The organism is Pseudomonas sp. FP2294 (genome assembly GCF_030687625.1).
In the GTDB taxonomy this organism is placed as follows: Bacteria; Pseudomonadota; Gammaproteobacteria; order Pseudomonadales; family Pseudomonadaceae; genus Aquipseudomonas; species Aquipseudomonas shahriarae.
This window is the reverse complement of record NZ_CP117441.1, coordinates 350,744-362,992: the sequence shown is the minus strand read 5'-3', so window position 1 is coordinate 362,992 and position 12,249 is coordinate 350,744. Positions and strand designations below refer to the sequence as shown.

Here is a 12,249-nt window from a genome sequence, read left to right as displayed (position 1 = left end):
TTGAAATAGGGTTCAGTGCAAATTCGGTAAAGCGTGGTTCAACAAATCGGTGTTCTTGAGCAGCACCGCCGTGGTCGCGATGTCCGGCGCCAACCAACGGTCCTGCTCATAGGCCGGAACGTGCTCGCGCAGCAGGCGCCAGGCGGTGTGGGTGCCGGCGCCGAAGCCTTGCGCCTTGAGGAACTCAAAGGCCTGGGCCGCCAACAGGTATTCGATGGCGAGGATCTGGGTGAGGTTTGCCAACACTGAGTGCAGCTTGAGCGCGGCGTTGGTGCCCATGCTCAGGTGGTCTTCCTGCAGGCCCGAGGTGACGAAGTTGTCGAGCACGGCCGGCTGCGCCAGTTGGCGATTCTGCCCACAGAGGGAAGCGGCGACGTACTGCACGATCATCATCCCCGAGTTGACCCCCGGGTTGCTCACCAGGAATGCCGGCAAGCCGCTAACGTGGGGGTTGATCAGGCGGTCCAGGCGGCGCTCGGCGATGGAGCCGATTTCCGCCATGGCGATGGCCAGCATATCCGCCGCCAGCGCCACGGACTGGCCGTGGGGGTTGGCCTGGGACACCACGCGGTAGTTGTCCGGCGTGCCCAGCAGCAGTGGGTTGTCGGTGGCACCGTTGAGTTCGGTTTCGATCTGCCGGGTCGCGTGCTCCAGCTGATCGCGGGCGGCGCCGTGGACCTGGGGGATCGAACGGATGCTCAGCGCGTCCTGGGTACGAATGCCACGGCTGGCGGCAATCACCTCGCTGCCCTCGAGCAGGGCCCGCAGGTTACTGCCGACCTGCTGCATGCCGGGGTGTGGCTTGAGGGCGATGATCTGCTCATCGAAGGCATCGATCTGCCCGCGTTGTGCTTCAAAACTCATGGCGCCGATCACATCGGCCCATTGCAGCAAGTGGTGGGCATCGGCCAGGGCCAGGCAGCTCAGGCCACTCATGCATGGTGTGCCATTGACCAGGCACAGGCCGTCCTTGGCGCCGAGCACCACCGGCTGCAAGCCTTCGGCGGCCAGCGCCGCCTCGGCCGTCACAATCTGGCCGCGATAGCTGACATTTCCCACTCCCAGCAGGGCAATGCCGATATGGGCCATGTGGGTCAGGTAGCCCACCGAGCCCTGGGACGGCACGTGCGGGGTGATGCCATGGTTGAGCAGCGCCAGCAGCGAATGCACCACCTGCGGATGCAGGCCGGACTTGCCCTGGCTGAAGTTGATGATGGCCGCGCAGATGATCGCGCGGGTCTGTTCATCACTCAGCGGCGCTCCCACACCACAGGCGTGGCTGAGCAAGGTGTTGCGCGACAGTTGACTCAGTTGCTCGCCCTTGAGCGACACATTGCACAAGGCGCCCAGGCCGGTGTTGACGCCATAGGCCCGCTCGCCGCTGGTGACGATGCGTTGCACGATGGCCTGGGCATTGTCGATCCGCGCCCAGGCCGGGCCCGACAGCTCCAGCTCGGCGCCGAAGCGCGCGACGGCAACCACGTCCTGCCAGTGCAGGGGGGTGTCGGCGATGACGATTTTTTTAGCCTGGGACATCTTCATACCTTCTTCAATTCTTTTGCAGCCTTGCCGGCCTCTTCGCGAGCAAGCCCGCTCCCACACTTGGAATGCGTTCCCCTGTGGGAGCGGGCTTGCTCGCGAAGAGGCCAGCCGACTCACCACAAACCCCGGCTCAGACCACCGCCGCCCGCCGCTGAACAAACCGGTCCACATACTCATCCGCCGGCGAATGCAAGATCTCCCGCGGCGTGCCGACCTGGATCAGCTTGCCGTCCTTGAGGATCGCGATGCGGTTACCGATGCGCACGGCCTCATCCAGGTCGTGGGTGATAAACACGATGGTCTTGTGCAGGGTCTTTTGCAGCTCCAGCAACTGGTCCTGCATCTCGGCGCGGATCAGTGGGTCAAGGGCGCTGAACGCCTCGTCCATCAGGATGATGTCGGTGTCGGCCGCCAGGGCCCGGGCCAGGCCCACGCGCTGGCGCATGCCGCCCGACAACTGGTGCGGGTATTTGTTTTCGTAGCCCTTCAGGCCCACGGTTTCGATCCAGTGCAATGCACGCTCGGTGCACACTTGCTTGGTTTCACCGCGCACTTTCAGGCCATAGGCGACGTTGTCCAGCACGCTCTTGTGGGGCAGCAGGCCGAAGCTCTGGAACACCATGCTGATCTTGTGCCGGCGGAACTGGCGCAGGGCTTCCATATCCAGTTGCAGGATGTCTTCGCCGTCCACCAGGATCGCGCCGCTGGTGGGGTCGATCAGGCGGTTGAAGTGGCGCACCAGGGTGGACTTGCCGGAACCCGACAGACCCATGATCACAAAGATCTCGCCGGTATCGATGCTCAGGGACAGGTCATTCACGCCCACCACACAACCGGTCTGTGCCAGCACCTGGTCCTTGGTCTGGCCTTGGCCAATAAGCGCCAGGGCTTCCTGCTCACGCGCACCGAAAATCTTGAATACGTTTTTCACTTCGATCTTGCTGACAGTAGTCATTTGCTCGCCTCATGCCGTGGACGACCATAGGCCTGGGTAATGCGGTCGATGACCACTGCGAGAATCACAATCGCCAGGCCAGCCTCCAGGCCGCGCCCGACGTTAAGGGTCTGGATGCCCACCAATACGTCCTCACCCAAGCCACGGGCGCCGATCATCGAGGCGATCACCACCATCGACAGGGCCATCATGGTGGTCTGGTTGATCCCGGCCATGATGCTCGGCAGGGCCAGCGGCAGTTGCACGCCAAACAGTTGCTGCCAGCGGTTGGCGCCGAAGGCATTGATGGCTTCCATCACTTCCCGGTCCACCTGGCGAATGCCCAGGTCGGTCAGGCGAATCAGTGGCGGCGCGGCGTAGATCACCGTGGCGAAAATCGCCGGCACCTTGCCCAGGCCAAACAGCATCAATACCGGGATCAGGTACACGAAGCTGGGCATGGTCTGCATGATGTCCAGCAGCGGCATCAACACCGAGCGCAGGCGATTGCTGCGCGCCGAGAGAATGCCCAGGGGAATGCCGATCAGCACCGAGATCACCGTGGCCACCATCATCAGCGCCAGGGTCTGCATCAGCTTGTCCCACAGGCCGACCGCTCCCACCAGGAACAACAGGCCGACGATCACCGCCGTGGTCAGCACCTTGCGGGTGGCGTGCCAGGCAATGCCGCCGACTATCGCCAGCATCAGCCACCAGGGTGCCGCGCGTAGCAGGCCCTCCAGGTTGACGATGGCCCACAGCAAGGTGTCGGAGATCTGCCGGAACACATCGCCGTAATTGGTCACCAGTGCATCGACCCAACCGTTGACCCAGTCGGCGATGGAAAACGTAAAACTCTCAGGAAACATAACGTGCTCTCGATCCAGTGGAGTGTGGCCGGGTGCCCGGCTGCCTGTTCAGGGTAGCCGGGGGCACTGGGCCTACAAGGCCGCGTCGATTTTCTTGGCTGCGTCTTCACTGACCCAGGCGTGCCAAACCTGCGGGTGCTCCTTGAGGAAGATCTTCGCCAGCTTCGCCGAGTCAATGCGCTCTTTGCTCATGCGCGCCAGGTTCTGGTTGAGCAGGTCTATGGGCAGGTTGACCTTCTCCAGCACCGCCACCAGTTCCGGGGCCTGCTCGTAGAAAGTCTTGGACAGGCCGACCTTGATGGTCACGCGTTTATCCACACCGGGTTTTTCGTCGAGTTTGACCAGGTCCACCTGGCCCATCAGCGGCGTCGGCGACCAGTAGTAGAACAGGATCGGCTCGCCACGCTTGTAGCTCGACAGCACCGCCGCATCGAGCGCCGGGCCAGTGCCAGGGCGGAAGTTGGTGTAGGAACTTTCCAGGCCATAGCTCTTGAGCATTTCGCTGTTGTCCAGCTCGCAGGTCCAGCCGGCCGGGCAGTTGTAGAAGCGGCCTTTGGCGGGCTCTTCCTGGTCCTTGAACACCGCAGAATACTTGGCCAGGTCGGCGATGTTTTTCAGGTCCGGGGCCTTGGCTTCGAGTTTGCGCTTGGCGTCGCCTTCGATCACATAGCGCGGCACGTACCAGCCTTCAACCGCACCGACCACAGGGGCGCCGACACCCACGACCTTGCCGGCCTTCTCGGCCTTGTTCCACACTTCGCTACGGCCAACCCACTCTTCGGCGAAGATCTGGATATCGTTGCTGCCCAGGGCGTTTTCCATGGTGATGGAATTGCCCGGCAGGCTATCGGTTTTGCAGTCGTAGCCTTTTTCCAGGACCACTTGCAGGACGTCGGTCAGCAACATGCCGCTTTCCCAGTTCAGGCCGGCGAACTTCACCGGTTTGCCCGACTCGCACCAACCGGCCGCCTGGGTGGCGCCAGCACTGGCCAACAGGCCGGCGGCGAGCAATGGGGTCAGCAGGATCTTATGCATTCTCATTATGTGACGCTCCCAATCATGAAATGGATTACGGCAGTCAAAAGGCATCCTGCCTTGTCCACGTCCCATCAGGCTTGTGTAATCAGCCCGTTGTTTTTAGGGGTAGCTATAGCTGTAGCGCCCTGCTCTATCGGCAAAATCAGTCGTTCAGGCATTGCGCCGTGCCATTTTTTTGCACACACGTAATACAGGGCGGCGGGCAGTACCAGGCCGATGATCCAGGAAATATCCACCCCGCCCAGGCTGGCCACCAGGGGGCCGGTGTAGAACTTGGTGGCGATGAACGGCAACTGCACCAGCACCCCGAACACGTAGACGCTGATACCCAGCAGGTTCCAGCGGCCGTAGCGACCGTTCGGATCGGCCAGTGCCGGCACGTCATAGCGGTCGCGGGTGATGCAGTAGTAGTCCACCAGGTTGATCGCGCTCCAGGGTGTAAAGAACGCCAGCAAAAACAGGATGAAGGACTTGAACGCACTGAGGAACGAGTGCTGGCCGAGCAACGCGATCAGGGTCGCCGCACCGACGATCAGCAGCACGAAAACCAGGCGCTGCAGGCGCGTGACCTCCATGCGCCCACGAAAGCCGCTGACGATGGTCGCAATGCACATAAAGCTGCCGTAGGAGTTCAGCGTGGAGATGGTGACCTTGCCGAATGCGATGCTGAAGTACAGCAATGCCGCCGTGGCCCCCGTGCCGCCCAGACCTACGATGTAGGCCACTTCGTTACCGGCAAATTGCCCATTGGACATCGCAGCGGCAAACACGCCGAGGATCATCGCCACCTGGGCGCCAATGACCGAACCTGCGCCTGCGGCCAGAAAGGTTTTCACCGAGGATGTGTTGCGCGGCAGGTAGCGGGAATAGTCAGCCACATAAGGCCCAAAGGCGATTTGCCAGGAGGCCGCGAGCGACACCGCGAGCAGGAAGCTGCTCCAGCTGAAGTGACGGATTTTCAGGAGCGCGCCAACGTCGGTCTGGCTCATCAGACGGCTGAACAGGTAGACAAAGGCAATCACCCCAATGACGCTGGCGACACGGCCGATGAAATGGATCACCCGGTAACCGAGCACCGTGACCAGCACGATGACACTGGCGAAAATCAGAATGCCAACGCTGTCGCTGACCCCAAACAACTGGCCCAGCGCCTGGCCGGACAGCACGGTCCCGGTGGCGGTGAAACCGAGGTACATCAAACACACCAGCACAATCGGGATGGCTGCGCCATACACACCGAACTGCACCCGGCTGGAAATCATCTGCGGCAGGCCAAGCCTGGGCCCTTGCGCCGCATGCAACGCCATCACGCCGCCGCCCAGCAGTTGACCGATCAACAGACCGATCAACGACCAGAACACATCACCGCCCAGCACCACGGCCAGGGCCCCGGTGACAATCGCGGTGATTTGCAGGTTGGCGCCCATCCACAGGGTGAACTGGCTCAATAGACGACCGTGTCTTTCCGCTTCCGGGATGTAGTCGATCGAACGCCTTTCGATCAACGGGGTGGAGCTTGCACGCGCGTCTTTTGCAGCCATGGGTGTTCAACCTCTAATGGATTGTTTTCGGTGGTGCGGCTCAAACATGTTTCAAATACACAGCAGGTCAAATGTGGGAGCTGGCTTGCCTGCGATTGCATCACTGTGGTCTGCCTGACAGACCCAGTCGCCCGCATCGCAGGCAAGCCAGCTCCCACAGGAACCGAGCCAGGCGTTACTTGATCATTGGCAGGTTCAGGCCCTGCTCCTTGGCGCAATCAATCGCGATCTGATAACCCGCATCAGCATGACGCATCACCCCGGTGGCCGGGTCGTTGTGCAGCACGCGGGCAATACGCTCGGCGGCTTCGTCGGTACCGTCGCAGACGATGACCATGCCGGAGTGCTGGGAGAAGCCCATGCCCACGCCGCCACCGTGGTGCAGCGAAACCCAGGTCGCGCCGCTGGCGGTGTTGAGCAGGGCGTTGAGCAGCGGCCAGTCGGACACGGCATCGGAACCGTCCTGCATGGATTCGGTTTCGCGGTTGGGGCTGGCCACCGAGCCGGAGTCCAGGTGGTCACGGCCGATCACCACCGGCGCCGACAGTTCGCCGCTGCGTACCATTTCGTTGAATGCCAGGCCGAGCTTGGCGCGTTGGCCCAGACCAACCCAGCAGATGCGTGCCGGCAGGCCCTGGAAGCTGATGCGCTCGCGGGCCATGTCCAGCCAGTTGTGCAGGTGGGCGTCGTCGGGGATCAGCTCTTTGACCTTGGCGTCGGTCTTGTAGATGTCCTGCGGGTCGCCCGACAGTGCCGCCCAACGGAACGGGCCGATGCCACGGCAGAACAGCGGGCGGATGTAGGCCGGTACAAAGCCTGGGAAGTCGAAGGCATTTTCCACGCCTTCTTCCTGCGCCATCTGACGGATGTTGTTGCCGTAGTCGAAGGTCGGTACGCCCATCTTCTGGAAGTCCAGCATCGCCTTGACGTGTACGGCCATCGACTGCTTGGCGGCCTTGATCACGGCAGCCGGTTCGGTCTTGGCACGGGCGCGGTACTGCTCCCAGGTCCAGCCGGCTGGCAGGTAACCATTGAGTGGGTCGTGGGCGCTGGTCTGGTCGGTGACCATATCCGGGCGCACGCCGCGCTTGACCAGTTCCGGGAGGATTTCGGCAGCGTTGCCCAGCAGGGCGATGGAGATGGCCTTGCCTTCCTTGGTGTATTTGGCGATGCGCGCCAGGGCGTCGTCGAGGTCGCTGGCTTGTTCGTCGACATAACGGCTGTTCAAGCGGAAGTCGATACTGACCTGCTGGCATTCAATGTTCAGCGAGCACGCGCCGGCCAGGGTCGCGGCCAGCGGTTGGGCGCCGCCCATGCCGCCGAGGCCGGCAGTGAGCACCCAACGGCCTTTGAGGTTGCTGTCGTAATGTTGGCGACCGGCCTCAACGAAGGTTTCGTAGGTGCCCTGGACGATGCCCTGGCTGCCGATGTAGATCCAGCTGCCGGCAGTCATCTGGCCGTACATGGCCAGGCCCTTGGCATCCAGTTCGTTGAAATGCTCCCAACTGGCCCAGTGCGGCACCAGATTGGAGTTGGCGATCAGCACACGCGGGGCATTGCTGTGGGTCTTGAACACGCCGACCGGCTTGCCGGATTGCACCAGCAGGGTTTCGTCGTCGTTCAGGTTGGTCAGGCTTTCGACGATCTGGTCGTAGCATTCCCAGTTACGCGCCGCACGGCCGATACCGCCGTACACCACCAACTCTTTCGGGTTCTCGGCCACTTGCGGGTCGAGGTTGTTCATCAGCATGCGCAGCGGCGCTTCAGTCAGCCAGCTTTTGGCGGTGAGCGTGTTGCCACGGGCGGCGCGGACTTCAACGTCGCGGTACTTGGTAGGCTTGTTCTGGGAAAAGTCAGTCACAAAAAACTCCTCAGCAATCGATGCGCGAACACGATGGTGCGAAGAGGATGTTTAGCGACTCTTATGCACACACCTTTACTTGTACATACAAGCATATGCAATCTGACTGCCAACTTGGGAAGTCCGTGCTGAAGATTTATTGCCGAGGCGCGTGTAAGCCTTGGAAATAAAGGCTTGAAGGCTTTATGAAATTTCTGAAAGGGGTGACTTGAACCGCTGGAGGATTGCTACAAAGGCAGGGCATTGCGCCATGCTGGGGCATTCGGTAACAACTTGGTGCGGGCCTGGAAACAGATTGTGCAGCCTCTCCATAACCCATGTGGAGCTGGCTTGCCTGCGATAGCCACTTGTCTGACACACCGCAATCGCAGGCAAGCCAGCTCCCACAGGTTTAATCGCGTGCGGTCAGTTCGATCAGGCAGCAGCGGCCTGTCACGCTGATATCCAGCAAGCCACTGTTACCGTCCACCTGCAAACAATCATGATGACCCAGCACTTCGCCCAGCACCTTCACCTCATCAGCCACACTGAACACCAGCACGGTGTGCGCGGTACTGAAAAACTGCTGCACCCCATCCACCCACTGCAAACGTGCGTGGTAACGCTGGGGCGAGTAGATCAGGTTGAAGTCGCGAATCGGCCCGGTGATCAGGCGGCACACCACCTGGCTTTCACCCTTGAAGGCGAACGGTTGCAGCGGTAACAATCCGCGCTGCTCTTCACCGTCCACGGTCAGCACCATGCCCGCACCCTGAATCACGGTGATGACCCGTTGATACCCGGCAAACGTGGAAAAGCCGCCCGACTCCCCGATATCGGCAATCGACAGGCGCCAGCCAAAACCTTCCAGGCCGTGGCCGGCATCACGGGTGATTTCTTCGGTGCTGCCGCCGCCGTTTTTCCACGGTATGCGTACGTAATCGGCAGCACGCCAGACCTTGACTGCACTCATTTGCTGAAACGTCCTTCGAGGCTATGGCGGGAACCGGGGTGGATCAGGCGTGCGGCAGTCACCGGCTGGCGCCCGGACCAGGTACGCCGGCGAATCAGCAAGCACGGCTCGCCGGTCTCGATCTGCAGCAGCTTGCATTCCTGCGGGTCGGCCAGGATCGCTTCCACCACATGCTCGCCCTCGGTCAGCGGCGCCACCTGGTTGAGATAGGCGTAAGGGGTTTGCTGGGTGAAATCCTGTTGCAGGTATTCCGGTGCCACCAACGCGTTGACGAAACGGTCTTCGATTTGCACCGGGATATCGTTTTCGTAGTGCACGATCAGCGAGTGGAACACCCGCCCGCCTTCACGCATTTCCAGGGCCACGGCGCGCTCGGAACCGGCGGCTTCTTCGCCCAGGGTAATCACCTTGCAGGTGTGGCGATGGCCACGGGAGGCGATCTCATCGGCGATGTTATGCACCTCGAACAGCGCCGACTGGCTCTTGGGCTCGGCGACAAAAGTGCCGACGCCTTGCATGCGCACCAGCAGACCTTCGGCGGTCAGCTCCCGCAGGGCCCGGTTGATGGTCATGCGGCTAAAGCCCAGTTGGTTGACCAACTCGCTTTCCGACGGCACGCGATAGTGCGGCGGCCAGTTGCCGTTGAGAATCTGCTGGCTGATCATCTGCTTGACGCGGGCATACAAGGGCGCCGGACTTTCGTCCATGTGGGCAGCCAGCGGGGACTTGGCGGGCGGAGTCGGCACGGGGAATCCTTGCAGGGGGAAAAGATGCATAGATTGCCGGAGTTTACCGAGCAGGCAAACGTCTGTATATGTATATACAAATAAACACACGACCGGGGTGCCTTGATCATGTCCGCTTTCTTTGCCGAACGCGCGCTGCTGCCTAATGGATGGGCCACTGATGTACGGCTTGAAGTCAGCGCCGATGGCCTGCTGACCAACGTGACGGCCAATGCCAGTGCAGACGGCGCCGAGCGGCTGAGAGGCCCGTTGTTACCGGGCATGCCGAACCTGCATTCCCACGCGTTTCAACGGGCCATGGCGGGGCTGGCGGAGGTCGCCGGCAACCCCAATGACAGTTTCTGGACCTGGCGCGACCTGATGTACCGCATGGTCGGCCAGATCAGCCCCGAGCAATTGCAGGTCATCGCCCGCCAGCTGTATATCGAGATGCTCAAGGCCGGCTACACCTCGGTCGCCGAGTTCCACTATGTGCATCACGACATCAGCGGCCAGCCTTACGCCGACCCCACCGAACTGTCGCGCCAGATCAGCCAGGCGGCAGCCAGCAGCGGGATCGGCCTGACCTTGCTGCCAGTGCTCTACAGCCACTCGGGCTTTGGCGGCCAGGCGCCGAACGACGGCCAGCGCCGCTTTATCAACAGCACCGATAACTACCTGAACCTGCAAGCGCGCCTGCAACCGATCCTGGCCGCGCAACCGGCGCAGCAACTGGGCCTGTGTTTCCACTCATTGCGCGCAGTCACTCCGCAACAGATCAGCGCGGTATTGGCCGCCAGCGATAAGAGCTGCCCGGTGCATATCCACATCGCCGAACAGCAAAAGGAAGTCGATGACTGCCTGGCCTGGAGCGGCAAACGCCCGCTGCAATGGCTGTATGACCATGTGAACGTCGACCAGCGCTGGTGCCTGGTGCACGCCACCCACGCCAACTCCGACGAAGTGACATTGATGGCCAACAGCCGGGCGATTGCCGGGCTGTGCCTGACCACTGAGGCCAACCTGGGCGACGGGATTTTCCCAGCGGTGGATTTCCTGGCCCAGGGCGGGCGCATGGGGATTGGTTCGGACAGCCATGTGTCATTGAGCGTGGTTGAAGAACTGCGCTGGCTGGAATACGGCCAGCGCCTGCGCGACCAGCGGCGCAACCGCCTGTATCGCAGCGATCAACCGATGGTCGGCCGCACCCTGTATGACGCAGCCCTCGACGGCGGCGCCCAGGCGCTGGGGCAACCGATTGGTCGCCTGGAAGTCGGCAAGCGTGCGGACTGGCTGGTGCTGGACGGCAATGATCCGTACCTGGCGACGGCCAGTGCAGACGGGATTCTCAACCGCTGGCTGTTTGCCGGGGGTGATCGGCAGGTGCGTGATGTGTTGGTCAACGGCCAGTGGGTGGTGCGCGATGGGCATCATGCGGGCGAGGAAGAGAGCAGCCGGGCCTTCGCGCAAGTCCTGAGAGACTTGTTGTCTTAAGAACAACCCATAACCCATGTGGGAGTGTTGGTCATGGTTTGTAAAGGGCCAGCAAGGCGTGTCCCTTTAAATTGCAGGACGTTTCCGAGACAATCCCTGCCGCCTTGTGCCTGTTGGATTCGATGGCTAGCCTGCGGTCTGTCACTGCTCATCAGTGATCGGGTTTAGTCGCCCGGCACATCACAAGGCGCATGGTCACATGAAGTTTTATGGCGGCTGTGCGCAGGGCACCCTCGGGTGCGCCGGATTCCTTGTGGCCGGTCGACTAACCTGCGTACAGCCGCCACCCTTCGTTTAGTCGCGACGGACCGGCTCCGACTCTCACAAGGAGCTTCACCATGCATAAAATTGTCCCCGACCCACCCAGCGACCCCGCCAAAGACCGCGCCGCCTTCAACCGCGCCATCGACCACTACCTGCCGACCCAAGATGCTCACAGTGCCCGCGACGATTTGAGCTTCGAAGACGCCCTGCTCTACACCGCCAGCCTGCTGGACAGTGCGTCAGCGACGGCGCTCGATTGTGGAGAGATGCTGCAAAGCCCCGAACGGGCAAAGGTGTTGGCGGTGTGGCATTTACTGGAGATCGCCAAGACCACGGTTGATCGATCCATTGCACACCTGCACCCCGCCACGGCCAGAACCTGAGGGCAAAAAAAGGGCGGGTTTATTAAAAAACCCGCCCTTTGTTTCGCATTACTGCGAGGTCTTGGCCATCTGCTTGTCCGACGTACGCCAGATCAAACGTGTGGTGTCGTAACCCTGCTGGCGCGCCCTGCTCAGCAGGTCTTCGCGGGTGTCGGCACTGACGGTCGGCGTGCGTGACAACAGCCACATATAGCGCCGGCTCGGGCTGCCGACGATGGCGGTCTTGTAGTCATCGCTGACGTACAACACCCAGTAATCGCCCTTGGCCACGCCCGGTAGCAACGCGGTGAACCAGTTATTGAATTCGACCCACAGCTTGTCGGTCTTGCCCGGGACCTGCGGCGTGGCCGTGCCCTTGGCTTCTTCCCACTTCCACTCGGTGGTCAGGCAGCGATTGAACACTGACATGTCGCCATCGGGTAGCAGGGAGTAACGGGCCTCGGATTGCGCGCAGTTGCGCTGGAAGTACATGGGCAGGCGGGCCAGTTCGTACCAGGTGCCCTGGTAACGCTTGAGGTTGACGCTGCCGACAGTCTTGGGTTGCAGATCATCGCCAGAATGGCTGGCGCAGCCTGCCAAAAACAGGCTGGCGCAAAGGTATAAAACAAAACGCATCATTCTTCTTCTCCCGCAGGCTTGCGCCCCG

11 protein-coding genes are annotated in these 12,249 nt (G+C 61.6%); 2 read left to right on the top strand and 9 right to left on the bottom strand.

Annotation, left to right across the window (positions count from 1 at the left end; all coding sequences use genetic code 11):
• Window positions 1-12 precede the first annotated feature (12 nt).
• The 8 genes from hutH to hutC form a co-directional block, all read right to left on the bottom strand.
• Window positions 13-1,536, bottom strand: coding sequence for a histidine ammonia-lyase (gene hutH, locus PSH73_RS01555; protein WP_305461820.1), 1,524 nt, complete (start codon window positions 1,534-1,536; stop codon window positions 13-15).
• Window positions 1,537-1,672: 136 nt separating this feature from the next.
• A complete protein-coding gene (locus PSH73_RS01550; RefSeq protein ID WP_305461818.1) occupies window positions 1,673-2,497 on the bottom strand; it encodes a glycine betaine/L-proline ABC transporter ATP-binding protein in 825 nt (274 codons plus the stop codon).
• Window positions 2,494-3,345: a proline/glycine betaine ABC transporter permease gene (locus PSH73_RS01545; protein ID WP_057958051.1), complete on the bottom strand. Its 852-nt coding sequence runs from the start codon at window positions 3,343-3,345 to the stop codon at window positions 2,494-2,496. Before PSH73_RS01545 ends, PSH73_RS01550 begins: the two co-directional genes overlap by 4 nt.
• Before the next feature lie 72 nt (window positions 3,346-3,417).
• Window positions 3,418-4,386: an ABC transporter substrate-binding protein gene (locus tag PSH73_RS01540; protein WP_198791939.1), complete on the bottom strand. Its 969-nt coding sequence runs from the start codon at window positions 4,384-4,386 to the stop codon at window positions 3,418-3,420.
• Between the two features lie 68 nt (window positions 4,387-4,454).
• Window positions 4,455-5,924 carry a cytosine permease gene (locus PSH73_RS01535; protein ID WP_220172649.1) on the bottom strand — a complete coding sequence of 490 codons (1,470 nt, stop codon included), beginning with the start codon at window positions 5,922-5,924 and terminating at the stop codon, window positions 4,455-4,457.
• 175 nt (window positions 5,925-6,099) lie between these two features.
• Window positions 6,100-7,785, bottom strand: coding sequence for a urocanate hydratase (gene hutU, locus PSH73_RS01530; RefSeq protein WP_169989252.1), 1,686 nt, complete (start codon window positions 7,783-7,785; stop codon window positions 6,100-6,102).
• A gap of 391 nt (window positions 7,786-8,176) precedes the next feature.
• The gene (locus tag PSH73_RS01525) at window positions 8,177-8,737 is read right to left on the bottom strand and encodes a HutD family protein (RefSeq protein ID WP_305461815.1); all 561 of its coding nucleotides are present in this window, start codon (window positions 8,735-8,737) and stop codon (window positions 8,177-8,179) included.
• Window positions 8,734-9,513, bottom strand: a complete 780-nt coding sequence (gene hutC, locus PSH73_RS01520; RefSeq protein WP_169959940.1) for a histidine utilization repressor — start codon at window positions 9,511-9,513, stop codon at window positions 8,734-8,736. The genes PSH73_RS01525 and hutC overlap by 4 nt, the downstream gene beginning before the upstream one ends.
• Window positions 9,514-9,591: 78 nt before the next feature.
• On the opposite strand from hutC, the gene PSH73_RS01515 reads away from it, so the two are divergent.
• Entirely contained in the window at window positions 9,592-10,956 is a 1,365-nt protein-coding gene (locus PSH73_RS01515) for a formimidoylglutamate deiminase (RefSeq protein ID WP_057958047.1), read from the top strand.
• A gap of 338 nt (window positions 10,957-11,294) precedes the next feature.
• Window positions 11,295-11,603, top strand: a complete 309-nt coding sequence (locus tag PSH73_RS01510) for a hypothetical protein (RefSeq protein ID WP_057958046.1) — start codon at window positions 11,295-11,297, stop codon at window positions 11,601-11,603.
• 48 nt (window positions 11,604-11,651) lie between these two features.
• Here the strand turns inward: PSH73_RS01510 and PSH73_RS01505 are convergent, their stop codons facing one another.
• Window positions 11,652-12,221 (bottom strand): lipocalin family protein, encoded by a 570-nt coding sequence (locus tag PSH73_RS01505; RefSeq protein ID WP_032862264.1) that lies wholly within the window; start codon window positions 12,219-12,221, stop codon window positions 11,652-11,654.
• Window positions 12,222-12,249: the final 28 nt, after the last annotated feature.

Excerpts from the sequence above, each read along its gene's own strand:
- PSH73_RS01545 (WP_057958051.1), bottom strand. The coding sequence starts at position 3,345 with ATGTTTCCTGAGAGTTTTACGTTTTCCATCGCCGACTGGGTCAACGGT.
- PSH73_RS01515 (WP_057958047.1), top strand. The coding sequence starts at position 9,592 with ATGTCCGCTTTCTTTGCCGAACGCGCGCTGCTGCCTAATGGATGGGCC.
- PSH73_RS01550 (WP_305461818.1), bottom strand. The coding sequence starts at position 2,497 with ATGACTACTGTCAGCAAGATCGAAGTGAAAAACGTATTCAAGATTTTC.
- hutH (WP_305461820.1), bottom strand. The coding sequence starts at position 1,536 with ATGTCCCAGGCTAAAAAAATCGTCATCGCCGACACCCCCCTGCACTGG.
- PSH73_RS01505 (WP_032862264.1), bottom strand. The coding sequence starts at position 12,221 with ATGATGCGTTTTGTTTTATACCTTTGCGCCAGCCTGTTTTTGGCAGGC.
- hutC (WP_169959940.1), bottom strand. The coding sequence starts at position 9,513 with ATGCATCTTTTCCCCCTGCAAGGATTCCCCGTGCCGACTCCGCCCGCC.
- PSH73_RS01540 (WP_198791939.1), bottom strand. The coding sequence starts at position 4,386 with ATGAGAATGCATAAGATCCTGCTGACCCCATTGCTCGCCGCCGGCCTG.
- PSH73_RS01535 (WP_220172649.1), bottom strand. The coding sequence starts at position 5,924 with ATGGCTGCAAAAGACGCGCGTGCAAGCTCCACCCCGTTGATCGAAAGG.
- PSH73_RS01525 (WP_305461815.1), bottom strand. The coding sequence starts at position 8,737 with ATGAGTGCAGTCAAGGTCTGGCGTGCTGCCGATTACGTACGCATACCG.
- PSH73_RS01510 (WP_057958046.1), top strand. The coding sequence starts at position 11,295 with ATGCATAAAATTGTCCCCGACCCACCCAGCGACCCCGCCAAAGACCGC.